General features: G+C 63.3%; 17 protein-coding genes and 1 tRNA gene. 5 read left to right on the top strand and 13 right to left on the bottom strand.

Annotated elements, in window-relative coordinates; all coding sequences use genetic code 11:
* Nucleotides 1-83: 83 nt before the first annotated feature.
* The 10 genes from ACODS2_RS05725 to ACODS2_RS05680 form a co-directional block, all read right to left on the bottom strand.
* Nucleotides 84-560, bottom strand: coding sequence for a phage virion morphogenesis protein (locus ACODS2_RS05725; RefSeq protein WP_488997951.1), 477 nt, complete (start codon nucleotides 558-560; stop codon nucleotides 84-86).
* Nucleotides 557-1,039, bottom strand: coding sequence for a phage tail protein (locus ACODS2_RS05720; protein WP_488997950.1), 483 nt, complete (start codon nucleotides 1,037-1,039; stop codon nucleotides 557-559). Before ACODS2_RS05720 ends, ACODS2_RS05725 begins: the two co-directional genes overlap by 4 nt.
* Nucleotides 1,036-1,161, bottom strand: a complete 126-nt coding sequence (locus ACODS2_RS05715) for a hypothetical protein (protein WP_488997949.1) — start codon at nucleotides 1,159-1,161, stop codon at nucleotides 1,036-1,038. Before ACODS2_RS05715 ends, ACODS2_RS05720 begins: the two co-directional genes overlap by 4 nt.
* Nucleotides 1,154-1,525, bottom strand: a complete 372-nt coding sequence (locus tag ACODS2_RS05710) for a hypothetical protein (protein ID WP_488997948.1) — start codon at nucleotides 1,523-1,525, stop codon at nucleotides 1,154-1,156. Before ACODS2_RS05710 ends, ACODS2_RS05715 begins: the two co-directional genes overlap by 8 nt.
* Nucleotide 1,526: 1 nt before the next feature.
* Nucleotides 1,527-1,772, bottom strand: coding sequence for a tail protein X (locus ACODS2_RS05705; protein WP_488997947.1), 246 nt, complete (start codon nucleotides 1,770-1,772; stop codon nucleotides 1,527-1,529).
* Complete coding sequence (locus ACODS2_RS05700) at nucleotides 1,769-1,966, bottom strand: hypothetical protein (protein ID WP_488997946.1); 198 nt, start codon at nucleotides 1,964-1,966, stop codon at nucleotides 1,769-1,771. The genes ACODS2_RS05705 and ACODS2_RS05700 overlap by 4 nt, the downstream gene beginning before the upstream one ends.
* The gene (locus tag ACODS2_RS05695) at nucleotides 1,966-2,439 is read right to left on the bottom strand and encodes a head completion/stabilization protein (protein WP_488997945.1); all 474 of its coding nucleotides are present in this window, start codon (nucleotides 2,437-2,439) and stop codon (nucleotides 1,966-1,968) included. The genes ACODS2_RS05700 and ACODS2_RS05695 overlap by 1 nt, the downstream gene beginning before the upstream one ends.
* A 94-nt stretch (nucleotides 2,440-2,533) precedes the next feature.
* Nucleotides 2,534-3,286: a phage terminase small subunit gene (gene gpM / locus ACODS2_RS05690; protein ID WP_488997944.1), complete on the bottom strand. Its 753-nt coding sequence runs from the start codon at nucleotides 3,284-3,286 to the stop codon at nucleotides 2,534-2,536.
* Nucleotides 3,287-3,399: 113 nt separating this feature from the next.
* On the bottom strand, nucleotides 3,400-4,530 hold the full coding sequence (locus tag ACODS2_RS05685) for a phage major capsid protein, P2 family (RefSeq protein ID WP_488997943.1): 1,131 nt from the start codon (nucleotides 4,528-4,530) through the stop codon (nucleotides 3,400-3,402).
* 66 nt (nucleotides 4,531-4,596) lie between these two features.
* Nucleotides 4,597-5,469, bottom strand: a complete 873-nt coding sequence (locus tag ACODS2_RS05680) for a GPO family capsid scaffolding protein (RefSeq protein WP_488997942.1) — start codon at nucleotides 5,467-5,469, stop codon at nucleotides 4,597-4,599.
* A gap of 166 nt (nucleotides 5,470-5,635) precedes the next feature.
* Between ACODS2_RS05680 and ACODS2_RS05675 the strand changes: the two genes are divergently transcribed.
* From ACODS2_RS05675 to ACODS2_RS05665, 3 genes are all read left to right on the top strand, one after another.
* A complete protein-coding gene (locus ACODS2_RS05675; protein WP_488997941.1) occupies nucleotides 5,636-7,555 on the top strand; it encodes a terminase large subunit domain-containing protein in 1,920 nt (639 codons plus the stop codon).
* A complete protein-coding gene (locus tag ACODS2_RS05670; RefSeq protein WP_488997940.1) occupies nucleotides 7,539-8,594 on the top strand; it encodes a phage portal protein in 1,056 nt (351 codons plus the stop codon). Before ACODS2_RS05675 ends, ACODS2_RS05670 begins: the two co-directional genes overlap by 17 nt.
* A 168-nt stretch (nucleotides 8,595-8,762) precedes the next feature.
* Nucleotides 8,763-9,581 carry a DNA adenine methylase gene (locus tag ACODS2_RS05665; protein WP_488997939.1) on the top strand — a complete coding sequence of 273 codons (819 nt, stop codon included), beginning with the start codon at nucleotides 8,763-8,765 and terminating at the stop codon, nucleotides 9,579-9,581.
* Here ACODS2_RS05665 and ACODS2_RS05660 read toward each other — a convergent pair.
* Together ACODS2_RS05660 and ACODS2_RS05655 are read right to left on the bottom strand one after the other, a co-directional pair.
* Entirely contained in the window at nucleotides 9,578-9,952 is a 375-nt protein-coding gene (locus tag ACODS2_RS05660) for a thermonuclease family protein (RefSeq protein WP_488997938.1), read from the bottom strand. The two genes, ACODS2_RS05665 and ACODS2_RS05660, sit on opposite strands and share 4 nt — an antisense overlap.
* A gap of 615 nt (nucleotides 9,953-10,567) precedes the next feature.
* Entirely contained in the window at nucleotides 10,568-13,051 is a 2,484-nt protein-coding gene (locus ACODS2_RS05655) for a hypothetical protein (RefSeq protein ID WP_488997937.1), read from the bottom strand.
* Between the two features lie 329 nt (nucleotides 13,052-13,380).
* Here ACODS2_RS05655 and ACODS2_RS05650 point away from each other — a divergent pair.
* Nucleotides 13,381-13,456: transfer RNA gene (locus tag ACODS2_RS05650), tRNA-Val, on the top strand.
* 268 nt (nucleotides 13,457-13,724) lie between these two features.
* Nucleotides 13,725-13,901 (top strand): DUF465 domain-containing protein, encoded by a 177-nt coding sequence (locus ACODS2_RS05645; protein ID WP_488997936.1) that lies wholly within the window; start codon nucleotides 13,725-13,727, stop codon nucleotides 13,899-13,901.
* Nucleotides 13,902-14,000: 99 nt separating this feature from the next.
* Here the strand turns inward: ACODS2_RS05645 and ACODS2_RS05640 are convergent, their stop codons facing one another.
* Nucleotides 14,001-14,594, bottom strand: a complete 594-nt coding sequence (locus ACODS2_RS05640) for a TlpA family protein disulfide reductase (RefSeq protein ID WP_488997935.1) — start codon at nucleotides 14,592-14,594, stop codon at nucleotides 14,001-14,003.
* Nucleotides 14,595-14,638 lie beyond the last annotated feature (44 nt).

Here is a 14,638-nt window from a genome sequence, read left to right as displayed (position 1 = left end):
CGATGGCGCGGTGCTGGGCATCCTGATCGCGCTGCCGATCATCGCGCTGATGTGGGGCACGGCGGCGCTTTAGGGCGCGCCGATCAGCGCGCGAGCCAGCTTCCCACTTCCTGATCGATCAATTCCAGATCCGCCGGCGCGAAGCCGAGGAGGCGGCGCGTGGGGTAGCGCACTTCAATCGAGTTCGGGATCTTCGCATCCACCGGCGCGGTGAGGCCATAGTGGTGCACCGCCGCCGTTCCGGCCACCAGCGGGCGGAAGGTCACCTCGATCTCATCCGGGCGGGCGAAGGCGCGCAAATTGCGGGCGAGCGAGGTTTTGGGGAACATGCGGCCCCGGCGTTTGCGCAGACGGCCGCGCTTGTCTCGCTTGCTCTTGCGCGGCTCCATCGGCGTGCCATCGGGCTGCACATTATCGCGGATGCGGGCGGCATTGGCATCGCGCAGGGCCTTGCCGATCTTGCGGGTGAGGCCGAGCCGTTCACCCGGCTCAAGCTTTTGCAGCACGCCGCCCAGCCAGGGCGCGAGGGCATCGAGGCCCTCGGCGCTTGTCTCGCTCATAGTTCGGGCAGCGGGGCGAGCTGCTCGCCATCATGCCAGATCGAGAGGACCGGGCCGGGGCGCAGCAGCTCGCCATCGGGATCGATGGGCACGGGCTGATCGATGGGGGTGAGGTTCCAGCGGCCCTCGCCCTGCGGCTCTGCCGCGACGCATTCATCGAGATCGAGCACGATCTGCACATCGAAGGTCTGGCTATCGAGGATATCGACCTCGAACGCGAAGCCGTTCTGGCCGCCGGGGGCGAGCCGGTCGGGCTGCTGATCTCGCAGCCATTCCGTCACCGCGAAGAAGGGCACGGCGGGATCGCCGGCGAATTCCTTGAGCAGCACGGTGAGCTGGTATTCCCATGCGAAGCCGTGGCTGCCGAGCCGGGAGCGGACGCGGCCCTTTTCGATCCACATGGCGAGCCGATCGGCATCCCGCGCCAGTTCGGGCATCAGCGCCACGAGCATGGCGCGCAGGGAGGCGGGCTTCTTCATTCGGGCGGGCGGGTGAGATCGTGCATGAGGAGCTTGCAGTGGTGGCGGAAGGCAAGGCCGAGGGCCGTGGCCGCGCCACCAAGGCTGGCGATCGAAACAAGCACGAGGACCAGGTCACCCATTGGTCGTGTCCTGAGAAAGGCCGATGCGGCGCTTGAACAGGATCGCAGCGCCATCGAGCAGGAGGGGGAAGCCGACAAAGCCCTGCGCCATCGCGAGCAGCACGGCGGCGACGGGGTTGAGGTGGTAGTAGCTCACCAGCACCACCGAAGCGGTGGCGAAGGCGGGAAGGGCAGAAAGCTCGGCGATGGCGATGTAGCGGCGGCGGCGCGCCCAGTGCCCCGCGATCACCGGATCGGTCGGGATATCGGCGCTATCGCCGTAGAGCTTCAGGCCAAGCTTGGCGACCACCACGGTGGTGGAGGCGAAAAGGCTGGCGATCCACCAGAAGAGGAATTCGCCCCAGTCTTGAAGGTCGCTGCCCATATCAATCCCACAGGTTCACGGTTTCGAGGGTGCTGGCGCTTGCCCCAGATGCGCCAACGGTGGGCGGATCGGGCAGGACAACGGTTGTGCCTTCTGCGATGACAGCGCCGCGCTCCGCGAGGCTGGCGGTGCCGGTGCGATTGAGCTCGAACGCGGCCTCGACCACGCCGCCGCCGGTGGTTCCCAGCGCGCGCCAGCAGATGAGGTCGAGGGTATCCCCGGCGCGGGCGGTAGCGGTGGTGGTCATGGCCATGGATCCTTGCCGCGAACTTCTCGCATCGCAGGGCGGGCCAAGATCATGCGCTGCAGATCATGGATCTTGCTGCACAGCTCCATATGCTCCGCCGGATGAACAGCAGGCAGCGCGAGAAAGGCATTCCAAAGCTCGGCGGTCTGCTGGAGCACCGCGCTTTCCGCTTCGGTGAGAAGTTCGCTGGTCATCAGATCAGCTCCACCGTGCAGCGGGGGGTGCCGATGAGATCGCGGACGGCCTGCGTGCAGAAGCGGCGATAATCGGCGGCGGTGAGCTGTTCATCATCGGCGCGCGCCTGGCCGTGGGCGGTCGCGGTCATGTCGCGGTGCAGCTCGGCCAGCTCGGCAGCGGCGGCGAAGCGCACGGCGCGGGTCCAGAGCAGCACGGCGCGGCTCTTGCCGCCGAGGGTGCGCTCCGGTTCGAAATCTTCGAGCGAGGCGATCTCTTCGGCTTCGCGCGCGGCGCGCCAATCGGCGAGTTCGCCATCGACCGTGATGAGCCCGCCCTCGATCGCGGCGACAAGGCGGGCGTGCGGCACGGTATCGCCGAGGCGCAGCTGATCGCGCATCGCGTTGCAATCGATCTCCGGCCACCAGCCATCGCCCGCCACCGTCGATTCGGGCGGCGAGGCGGGCGATGGGGGGACGGTGACGAAGGTCATGTGGCCTCGGGTTCTAACGGGGGGTGAGGGTTTCGGCCTTCGGGGACGCTACCTCCGGCCTTGCCCGCCCCCCGGCGCGGGTGGCGCAGCTCGGTTAACTGGGTTCTTCGATAGGTGTGGCGGGCGCGAGGTTCTTGAGATCGCGGGTGAGGGTTTCGATCAGCTTCTTGACGCCCACGGCCTTGTTGAGGCCGAGCGCGGTGTTGAAGTGGGCGAGGGCAGCTTCGAGCAGCGCGCCCTTGCCGCCGGCGACGGCGCTTTCGGCGGTGGGATCGAAGACTTCGGCGCGGGCCATGAAGCCGAGGCCGAGGGCCTTCTCCAGCTTGGCGCGCACCTGATCGTGCATGTCTGCACCGGCCACCAGCGCGGCGACCTTCTGCAGGGTATCGAGATCGATCTGCGGCGGGGTCTTGAGCCCGGCCTCGGCAAATTCCTCGGCGATCAGGGTGGCGGGCTTGCGCACATAGTGTTCGGGCAGGGCGAGGCCGTGCTGCAGCACATGGGCGGCGATGGCGAGGGCATAGGGCCAATCGGCGACGTCGATCGCCCAGACCAGCATGGTGGTGACGATCTCATCCTGCGCGGCCTGTTCGCCAGAGAGCGCGCCTTCGACCCACGGGCGGTAGCGCTCGATCATGCTGCGCTTGGCCTCGATCTTGCGCTCCACGCTTTCGATGCTGCGCAGTTCATTGAGATCGATGCCCAGCGCGGCGAGGAGGAGCTGGTATTCGCTGGCGGCAGGCCCTTCGGTGGGCATGGCAGGCGCGCCGGTGGTGGCAGCGGCGGTGCCGGCGGCAAGGCTGGCGAGGACACGCTGGCGATGGGCGAGGGCGGGGCTGTAGGACATGGGCGGCGCTTCCTTGGTGGTGGGAGAACCTGCCCCTCCCGTTCCGCCAGGTGCGCAACGCGGGAGGGGCGGGAAAGGGAGGCGATACGACCCGCCTCCCTTTTTCATGCGGCTTAAGGCGCCGGGCGAGCCGGGGCGGCGCCGATGACGATGTTCTCGACGAAGGCGACCAGCTCGTAATCCTCGACCACGTAGTCTTCGTTGACGCTCTCGTAGTTGGCGATCCGGTCGTATTCCGGCTCGTCTTTCAGGAAGCGGCGGCGGGTGCCTTCCTGATAGTAGATCGAGAGGTTCTTGAGCGTGGTGATCAGCAGGGCGTTGGCCGGGAAGAACGGCACGCGCACAGCCGGGAGCCCGCCGATCTGCTTGTCCGAGCGCAGGATGCGGTCAGTTGCCTCGACCTCGGTCGCGGTTGCGCCGGTGGTCTGGGCGATGGTGAAATACTTGTCGTCCACCAGATCATGGCCGACGATCACCACCAGATCGGTGTTGCCGCGATGCCATTCGGGCAGGAGCCGCTTGGCATCGAGCACGAGGGCATCGAGCGAGCTGTAGTCTGCCGCCGCGTTGGCCGAGCCGCCGGTGGCGTTGTAGGCCACGCTCGCATCGAACAGCACCGCGCCGGGCTTGACGTAGATCGCCTTGAGCGCGGCGTTGTTGGTGCCGTTGGTCTTCACGGTGAGGCCACCGTCGCTCAGCACCTGGGCGGGCGCCGTATCGCGGATCTTCTCGAGCCAACCGACGTTGACATCCTGCAGCAGCGGGTTGGCGGTGCGATCGGTGGTCGAGGCAGCCGAGGTGCCGTTCCAACCGATCATGATGCGATCGCGCGACTGCTGCTTGAGGATTTCATCGCGCAGCAGCGTTTCGAAGTCCGGGCGGTGGCGCCAGGCATCCATGAGGGCGTAGCGGCGCGACCAATCGAAATTGGTCTGGCGGCAGAAATAGGTGTTGGTTTCCGAGTTGCCGGTGGGATCGGACGGGTTGCGGCGGGTGCCGCCAGAGGTGTCCGTCCGGCCCGCCATGGTGCGGGTGGTGCCGAGGCCGAGCGTCTGCCCGGTCTGGTCGATCACCGGCATCACGTTGATCATGCCGAGGAACTCGGACGATTCGCGCATCTTGACTTCGAGGCGCTGCTCGACCGCCGGATCGACCGAGAACTTGGTGGTGGCATCGTCGATGCCGTTCAGCAGCGCGATCTGGCTGACATAGGCGTTGAAGCGGAGCCGGGTTTCGTTGCGCATGGTCTCTTCCTTGGTGGGGTGGCGCGGGTCTTGAGCAGGCTGGCGGGCGTGTTCGGGGAGGCGGGATCAGCAGTCCGTCTTGATGGTGTCTGCGTTGCCGCCGGTGGCCGGGGCGCGCTGCTGAAACTTGTTCGCGGGGGTCTTTTCGAGCAGCTCGGCGAAGCCCTTCACCTGCGTTTCCAGCGCGGCGGCGCGCTGGTTGCTGGCCTGCATGAAGGCTTGCAGCGAGTTGCCCATTTCGGTCATCGCGGTGCCGATGGCGGCGAAGGCAGCGGCCTGTGCGCCTTCCTCGGGCGCCGCCGCCGGCGGGGAGGGGGGCACCGGCGGCGACACGATGGCGGGCTTGCCCGACAGGCTTTCCACGAAGCGAGCGATGGTGGCGAGGAAGCCGGTTGCAGGATCGGCTGCAGCTTCGGCTTCGGCCAGTTCGATGGTCACTTCCTCGGCGGCGGTGAAGAGGTTGGCCTTGTCCTGCTTGCGGTGGGCGAGCGGGCTGTTTTCGCCCTGCGTGGCGGCGAACTGCAGCATTTCGGTGCCGAGGCTGGCGGGGCTGTCCGTGACGGCCAGGCCGACGAAATAGGCCTTGCCGGTGCCGGCGAAGTTGGGCGCGATCTCGATCGAGGAGTATAGCTTCTGGCCCTTCTTGTTCATCGCGATCAGGGGATCGAGGGCATCGATCTCGGCGAAGAGGGCGAGGCGCTTTTCGGTCTTGCCGCCAACGGTCAGATCGACCGTCTCGGTCTTGAGGCTGAGCACATCGCCATAGGCCTGGAACGGGCCATCGGCGGTGATGCCGCGAACGTGTTCGAGGTTGACCCGCGCGGCATAAGTGTCGCGGTTGTAGGTTTCGGCCGCGTCGAGCAGCCACTGCCGGTCGATCGCGCGGCCATCGGTGGTGGCGCCTTCGACTGCGACGCGGAAGAAACGGGTCTTTGCCATCGGTATGCTCCGGTTCGGGTTTGGCTGGCTGGGCGGTTCAGCCGGGCCGGACGGGTGCAAAAGGCATTCGGCGCGGCAACCTTGCAACGCGGGCGCGTTGTGCCCCGCAGGGTCACAACAGGCGGGCATGGGCCGCGAGGGGCAGCGGGCCATAGCGTGCCGCCGCATGGAGCTGCCGCCGGACAATGATAACCCGCTGGAGGACGAAGCCCCCGAGGCCGATGAGGCACCCGGGGCACTGGCTGCGCCTGTCGTTTCGCTGCCGGCGGTGGTGGCCAAGCGGCTTGAGGCGCGCTCGCTCTACTGGCGGGGCTGGTCGATCACCCAGATCGCGGATGAGCTGGCCATCCCCTACACCACGGTGGCGAGCTGGAAGATCCGGCACGGGTGGGACAAGGCCAGCCCGGTGGAACGCGCCGAGGAGTGCCTCTGGGTCCGCTACAGCCAGCTTATCGCGAAGGAGCAGAAGACCGGGCACGATTTCAAGGAAATCGACCTGCTGGGGCGGCAGTTCGAGCGGTTTGCCCGCCAGCGAAAGTATGAGGGCGAGGGCGGCAACGAGGCTGACCTCAATCCCAAGCGCAGCAACGGGGCCAAGGCGGCGAACGCGAAGAAGGACGCTGAGAAGAACCTGATCACGCCCGAAATGACCGCGCTGCTGCGCGCGGACATGGAGGCGAGCCTTTTCGGCCATCAGGAAGACTGGCTGAATACCACGAGCCTGCGCACGCGCATGATCGTGAAGAGCCGCCAGATCGGCGCGACATGGTATTTCGCCCGCGAGCGGCTGCTGGTGGCGCTGGAGACCGGCAAGAACCAGATCTTCCTTTCGGCGAGCCGCGCGCAGGCCAATATCTTCCGCGCCTACATCGTGCAGTGGGTGCAGAAGGTGTGCGGGGTGACGCTGAAGGGCGACCCGATCTGCATCCAGCGCGGGGTGATCGAGGGCGACGGCGCAGACGACTTTGGGGCATCGAAGGTGCTGGAGCCGGTCGAGCTGTACTTCCTCGGCACCAATTACCGCACGGCGCAGGGCTACCACGGCGATGTGATCATCGATGAGAGCTTCTGGATCTACGGGTTCGAGGAGCTGTTCAAGGTCGCCGCGGCGATGGCGACCCACAAGATCTACACGCGCACGCTGTTCTCCACGCCCAGCACCCTGGCGCACGAGGCCTATGCGATGTGGAGCGGCGAGCGCTTCAACCGCCGCCGCGCCAAGGCCGACAAGGTGCGGATCGACCTATCGCACAAGGCGCTGAAAGACGGCGCGATGGGGCCGGACGGGATCTGGCGCCAGATCGTCAACGTGTTCGATGCGGTGGCCAAGGGCTTCGACCTGGTCGACGTCGAGGAGCTGCAGCGCGAATACTCGGTCGACGAATTCGACAACCTGTTCCGCTGCATCTTCCTCGATGACAGCCAGTCGATGTTCCCGCTCGAAGTCATGCGGCGCTGCCTGGTCGACAGCTGGGAGGTGTGGCGCGATTTCCAGCCCTATGCCCTGCGCAAATACGAGGGCGAGGTCTGGCTCGGCTATGATCCCAACGCCAGCGAGAGCGGGACGGGCGATGATGCCGCGCTGGTGGCGCTGGCGGCGCCGCTTAAGCCCGGCGGCAAGTTCCGCGTGCTGGAAAAGCTGCGCCTGAAGGGCCTGCAGTTCGATGCGCAGGCCGATGCGATTCGCGAGATGACGCAGCGCTACAACGTGACGCGCATCGCGATCGACACCACCGGCGCGGGCAAGGCGGTGCACCAGCTGGTGTGCAAGTGGTTCCCGACGGCCGAGGCCATCCACTATTCGCCGCTGACCAAGAGCCAGATGGTGCTGAAGGCCAAGAACGTGATCACTGCCGGGCGCCTCGAATTCGATGCCGGGTGGCTCGATGTGGTGGGGGCCTTCATGGCGATCCGCCCCGAGATCACCAAGCAGGGCATCACCTATACCGCCGGGCGCGCCGGGAATGTCGGCCATGCGGACCTCGCCTGGGCGATCATGCATGCCCTGTTCTTCGAACCGCTCGACGCCACAGAGGTGCCGGGCGGGGGTTCCACGCTGGAGATCTTCGATGAGCCGCAAGACTGAGACCACCGCCCAGACGGTGGAAGCGCCTTCCAATATCGCCGCGTTTGCCTTTGGCGATGCGGTGAGCGTGCTGGATCGGCGCGAGATTTTCGACCTGTTCGAGGTGGCGCACAACGGGCGCTGGTATGAGCCGCCGATCAGCCCGGCAGGCCTTGGCCGCGCCTATCGCATGGCACCGCACCACCAGAGCCCGATCCTGCTGAAGCGCAACATGCTGGTGGGTTCGTTCGTTGCGAGCCGGTGGCTGAGCAAGGGCGATTTCGCGCGATGGGCGCTCGATTGGCTGATCTTCGGCAATGCCTATCTGGAAGACGTTCCCAATCTGGCCGGGCGCCCGGCGCTGCTGCGGCCAGCACCTGCAGCCTGGACGCGCGTGGGGGTGGAGCCGGACACCTTCTGGTTTGCCCCGCGCACCTACAATTCTGCCGATGCGACCCAATTCGCGCCGGGCCGGGTGCACCACATGGCCGAGCCTGATCCGATGCAGGAAATCTACGGGATGCCCGAATATCTCAGCGCGCTGCAGAGCGGGTTGCTGAACGAGAGCGCCACGCTGTTTCGCCGGAAATACTACATCAACGGCAGCCACGCGGGGTACATCCTCTATGTCTCCGAAGAGGGGTTTTCCGAGAAGGACAGCAAGACGCTGCGCGAGGCGATGCGCCAATCCAAGGGGCCTGGCAACTTCCGCAACTTCTTCCTGCACATCCCCAAGGGCAAGGAAAACGGCGTGAAGATCCTGCCGATCGGCGAGGTGGGCGCGAAGGACGAATTCCTCGGCATCAAGGATGTGACCGCGCAGGACATGCTGGCTGCGCACCGCACGCCGCCGGTGCTGTGCGGCATAGTGCCCAAGAACACGGGCGGCTTCGGCAACGTGGTGGATGCCGCGCGGACTTTCTACCACCTTGAGATCGTGCCGATCCAGCAGCGCATGTTGGAGGTGAACGACTGGCTGGGGCTGCCCGCGATCGGGTTTGCCGAGCCGGACTTTGCCAAGCTGGTGGCGACTACGCCGGCGGCGACCACGAAGGCCTGACGAGTTTCCCCACTCCACCCAGCGGTGCGAGCGGGGGCCGGGCTGTTGGCGCAGCCCAAGCCGGCGGACTGGACTCCGCCACGAACCGACCGAGCCCGAATCGGTCCGTCCCGCTCCCCGGCCGGGGGTGGAACGGATGCGGAACAACGCGACAGGAGTCCAGTCCCTATGAATACCCTATCCCATTCCGAAATGGAGCTTTCGCCGGTCGATCCCGTGCGCCCGATCGCACCCTACATCGGCGGCAAGCGCAACCTCGCCAAGCGCCTGGTGGCGCGGATCAACGACACCCCGCACGAGACCTATGCCGAAGCCTTCGTGGGCATGGGCGGGGTCTTCTTCCGGCGCGACATGCGGCCCGGTGGCGAGGTGATCAACGATTGGTCGGAGGATGTCTCGACCTTCTTTCGCGTGCTGCAGCGGCACTATGTGGCCTTCATGGAAATGCTGCGGTGGCAGATCACGAGCCGCGCCGGGTTTGAGAAGCTGATCGCGCAGGATCCGGCGACGCTCACCGATCTGGAGCGTTCGGCGCGGTTTCTTTACCTGCAGCGCCTTGCCTTTGGCGGCAGGGTGCGCGGCCGCACCTTTGGCGTGGTGCACGGCGCGCCGGCGCGGTTCGATATCACCAAGCTGGCGCCGATGATCGAGGCCGCGCACGAGCGCCTTGCGGGGGTGATCATCGAGCGGCTGCCTTGGGCGGACTTCCTGCGCCGCTATGACCGGGCGGGCACGCTGTTCTACCTCGATCCGCCCTACTACGGGTGCGAGCGCGACTATGGCGAGGGCATGTTCGGGCGGGATGAGTTTGCCGCCATGGCCGAGCTGCTGCGCGGGCTGAAGGGAAGGTTCATCCTCTCGCTCAATGATCATCCGGACGTGCGCGAGATATTCGCCGGGTTCGCCATGGAGGGCGCCGAGGTGCGCTATACGCTGGGCGGGATGGACAAGAGCAAGATGGCGAGCGAGCTGATCATCTCGAACTAGCGCCAGCGGTGCGCGAGGCCCCGGCTGATGAGGTAGCGGCCTGCGTCGACGCCATTGACCGACAAGCGGGCCAGCGTGCGGCCATAATGATCGGTTCCGGTGCGTTGGAGTTTGACCGGGCCTGAAGCCAGGAACTGGGCGAGTGCGTCACGGGCGCGCTCGCCCTTTGTGTAATCGCACCAGGGCGGGTTGGCGCTACCTTCAAGGCGGCGCATGGCGGCAGGGCTGCAGCGCTCGGAGCGGAAGAGCTCCGGCGCGTCGATATCCTCTATCCGGATGCGCTCGCCGCTGCAGAGGCGCACCGTGTCGCCATCATGGACGCGGGCGATGCAGACGGGCGTGGCGGCGAGCGAGAGGGCGAGGAGGAGCATGGGCGGAGCGTACCACCCCCTCAGAGCCGAGGCGAGCCCGAGCACCCCTCCTCGACCCCGCGCGCCGCGCTTGCCCCCACGCCCCGCCCGCGCGCTTCAGATGCCAAAATTACGCTTTCGAGCATCAAGAATTGCGGCCCTTGTGTAGGTATTGGAGCATACGTGCGCGTTCGCAGATTGACGCGCGTTGTAGTCAGGGGCCGGAAAGCCTGTAGCACGCTAGGGATAAGGGGGCGTCGGCAAACGTCTCACATTCCTCACATGGTCAGATTCCGCTTCGGAGCACCGCAGAAATCTGCCGTTTTCATGGTGAGGATCCTATCCTCACTTACCCTCACATCCGACCTCACATTTTTGAAGAATGGCGGATTTCCGCGCTTTTTTATTTTTCACATGTGATGTTCAAATGTCCTCACATGGTGATGAAGAGGTGATGCGATTTGTGATGCTTGAAACCCGCAGAAATCCGCCAATGTGATGAATGTGATGGGTTTCCCGATACCCGCCCGGACTTTTAGCGTTAAGTTTGTGTGCAGCGAAGGCAATTAGCCGATCTTGATCAAGATGACCTTCTAAGCGCAATGTTTGCGCATATTGGACAAACCATCGCCCGCTCTAGATTTCCCTTTGGGCTCGTGCTCGTTTCGCAGCCAACGCGCGCGATCGCTTGTAGCGCATGGCCGCTACTTCCTCCGGACTCATTCCCAAGACTGCTTGCTGGGTGGCATCCGCCAAGGTAGCAAAATCGACAATATGTTGGTTGCCTTTCAGGTAGTCGGCACGTGCGCCACCCGCCCTTTCCCAATTGTCGGCGAGTGGTCCGTCCCCAAAAAGGTCAATCCCGGTCAGCACGATAAGCGGACTTGGTCGAACCTGGGTCCATCCCCACTTCGCAACAGCTCTCAATCCTTTGATTTCAGATTGAGAAAGCTCGTCCTTAAGGCATGCCGCCACCAGATATGAGCCTGGAAGTAGGGTCGCCAATTCGCGAAAGCGCGCCATATCCTTGGGTCTAAAGGATTCACTCGCGAAGCTTTTGCATTCACCGACGATGGTAATGGGATCGCGCGCTGCCTTTCCGATCCGGTCCTTTCCATACCAAGCGAAAAAGTCGGTTTCACTCTTGCCGCCGGCATGGGTTAGCTCAAGGCCTGTTGCATAGGTAAACTCATTCATGCCTCCCAGCTCGTGCTCAATGAACTGAAGCGTGAGCGCGACCGCGTAGCCGCCCCTGGCAAAGCCGGGCGTCGCAAACGGGCCGACAACTCGATATTTGAAAAGCTTCGAGCTTGGACTGCCTTGGGGGAAGGGGAATGGTTTAGTGCAACGTGCGCATGAAAGCTGTGTTCCAACATCATCTAGGCTGTACCAGTTTTCTTGCGTGCAGTGCGGGCAACGAGGCGCCAAGCCGAGCTGGAGCAGTCCATCCGCCACAAGTCGATTAAGAGTCTTCCAATGTCCGAACGACTTCTTCTGAATGGGGCCGAGCACCCTTTCCCAATCGCTTACCGAGGCAGTCTTGTCGGAATATTCATCGGTCGAACCGTCGTTCCACTCCGTATGGCTGCGCGCCATCTTGTTAAGGAGCTCGATGATCGTCCTCTCAGCAAATATGCGCGAACCACTTAGCCCGCCGACTGAATTGATAACTTGCTCGGCGACCCGTCCGGCATCGGACGGCGCGGCGACGATATCGCGTGCCTTGAGCCACGATAGGATGGCTTGTTTGGGTGAGGCAAGACGCAGATGGGAGTCATCATGAGCATAGCGATGGAAAGTGATATAGCCTTCTCGCGAGACGAATTGATCACCCATTCCACGGACCGGATAGCTGTCTCGGCAATCGAACGTTGCGGCGGGCAAAGCTTCGGCAATCTGCTTGGCGTCACTATATTGTCGAACTTTAACAACGTTAACGAAGCTCGCGCCTTTACCCCTAGTATTCACCTCGAAATCTGGTGCCTGCACGGGGAACTGCACCATGATCGATTCTTTGCCGCTCGGCGTAAGCTGCACCTGGCGCGACTTGAGCGACATAGTGCTTGCGCCTGGACGCCAGATCCGTTCATCCGCTTCGGGTTCCTGCCAGATAGGTTGATACCATCCCTGAACGCTTACGCTGTGATCCGCCAAACTCTCCACAGGCAGATCAAGGCGCTTAAGCACGGCCTCCACGTCTAGAGACCGTGAGACATGAATCGAGGTGCGGATCATAACGCCGTTAGGATTCGTCGGCAGCAGGCGATAGTTAGTCCTGATATGGCGCAAGATGAAGTCGCGGGACTGCTCTAGCCAATCAGCGTTCACTGGAACCACATCGGGCGTAAATAGACGAAAATTCCAGAAATCTATTAAATCATTCCCGCTAGCCGGATCGAAGATAAAAATTGACGGTTCTGACCGATTGGCATGACGAATTTTGGCACCTCGCGTCGTGTAATATAGGGGGTAACCCGCCCGCCCCTCGGCAATCTCTAGCCAAGTATCAAATGAGGGCGGCTTCAGCTTGGCTTCGAACGCCTGCTGGTAAGTATCCTCTATATAGGCTAGCCTTAAGTCGGTCGGGAAATAGCCAAAAGCTGCCTCAAAAAATGCTGTTTCTTTTGCGGATCCTTTCGAGAAGTACAGGATTTGCGGATCTGTGCGTTTTTTGTATTGAAATTCTTCAAAGAAGAGTTGGCGGTAAATATGGGATATGTTGGTTCCAACGTTGAGGTCGGCAGCCATCCCATGATCCTCACGAATAAGATCATCGAAATTCAAAAAGCGCATACGGGCAAACCAGTTTGGCGCTTCACTGACTCCAATCGCATCAAGCTGTTCGGATTTCGTCGGGACGAGCAAGTCCGGCTCGAAGAAGCGAATGTAACCCCGGCTGATCTGCCGCGGATGCTCCTGCGGCTGATAACTCGACCTAGAGTTTGGGTGCCGCTTCAAGACAGGGATGATGGGACACATGACACCACCCCACATCGTCGTAGCTATGCGCATCACGCGCCGTATCGAGGCATTGTCACGCGTATTGACTAGGAAGCCGAGCCGGATCGGGCGGAGGGTAATATCGGCGGTAACTGGCTCTAGGCTTTCGTCCATTCTCATTGCGCGTTCGCCTGCGGCATTTGGAGTAGTCTCCCTAATCGCTTCACGTTAAGGCATCAGTTCAGATTCGCTTTACACGACAAAGCAGCATTTTTGTGCACGTCAGCGTGAGGCTTGGCCAGAGGCGTCTGCGCCTCTTCATTAATGGCCAAACCCAACGGTGCACGATCGCTTCGAGGCTGATTTGGACGACCGCTATTCCTGATGTTTGGTCGGGACTATGTCGGGACTCCAGGTGCCGCTTCGTTCCTTTTGATTCCGTTCTGATCCTTAAATGCTCAGGTTGACTGTGCAGCGATATGCCCTAAATGCGCGGGTTCCGGCGCGCCGGGCGGTTAGCTCAGTTGGTAGAGCATCTCGTTTACACCGAGAGGGTCGGGGGTTCGAGCCCCTCACCGCCCACCATTCCGGTTTGCCCCATTCCGGTTTTCGCTGGTCCTTTGCGCCATAGGCTTTGCTTATAGGCCGCCCGCAGCAAATCCGATTGGCTGCCCGGGTGCCGCAACGTTATCTCATCACGTGCGGACCGGGCCCCTCTGGCAGCTGTCTCCTCCCCCCGCAGGCAGCTGCGATGTCGGACCGCATCGAGCCGACCCGGACAGTCCAATCCCCCCCACACTTCAGGACTGCACCGGGCCGGCTCGAACCGACCATTCGGATGAGGAGAGAGGCAATGCATGCACAAGACTATCGGCTATCGCTGGTTCACCACCGGCTGGAGACCGAAATCGGGCGCGAGCAGGCGCGCAAGGCGCCCGATCGCTGGCGCTTGATGCGGCTGAAAAAGCTCAAGCTGGCGATCAAGGATCGCCTTCACCGGCTGACCGGCGCGACCGGCGCGACCGGCTAGAGCGTTTTCGAAGCAGGTGGAATCACCTGCTGGCTCGGAAAACGCGGTAGAACAAATGCCTAGAGCAGTCGGTCCGATGCAATCGGATCGGAATCTGCTCTAGCGCAGCGTATCAGCCAGCATCGCATCGGTGCGCGGGCCGGCCCAATCGTGCGAGCCGATCATCCGCCAGACCTCCTTGCCAGCGGCATCGTAGAGCACGGTGGTGGGCAGAACGCCGGTGTTGTAATGCTGGCTGAGGGCGTTGTCCGGATCGAGCCAGGGCGCGAGATGCGTGAGCTTGCGGTCCTTGAAGAAGGCATCCACCGCCTTCGCCTGATCCAGATCCTGCGAGACGGTAAGGACCGTGAGCTTGCCGGCCTTGGCTGCGGCCAGCGCATCGAGCGTGGGCATTTCGAGCACGCAGGGTCCGCACCAGGTCGCCCAGAGGTTGATCAGCAGCGGCTTGCCCTTGAGATCGGCCGTGCGCACCTTCTTGCCCGATGGATCGGTAAAGGTGAAATCGGGCAGCGCGGCGCCGCGATTGCTGATGTCGAGCGTGCCGTTGAACGGACCCTCTCCGTCAGCGGGTGCGCCTTCTGCGGCAGCGCCTTTTGGGGGTGGGGCGGGGGCGGATGCACTGCTCTGCGGTTGCGTGTCCGCCGGGGTTTGCCTATCGCACCCGGCGAGAAGCCCGGTGGCGAGAAGCGCCATTGGCAGTAGCAACTTGGCAGACGGACGCCTTGAAGAGGTACTTG

This window comes from Novosphingobium sp. FG137 (genome assembly GCF_057809735.1).
Note: the sequence above shows the minus strand (reverse complement) of the source record. Positions and strands in the feature narration are given on the sequence as shown.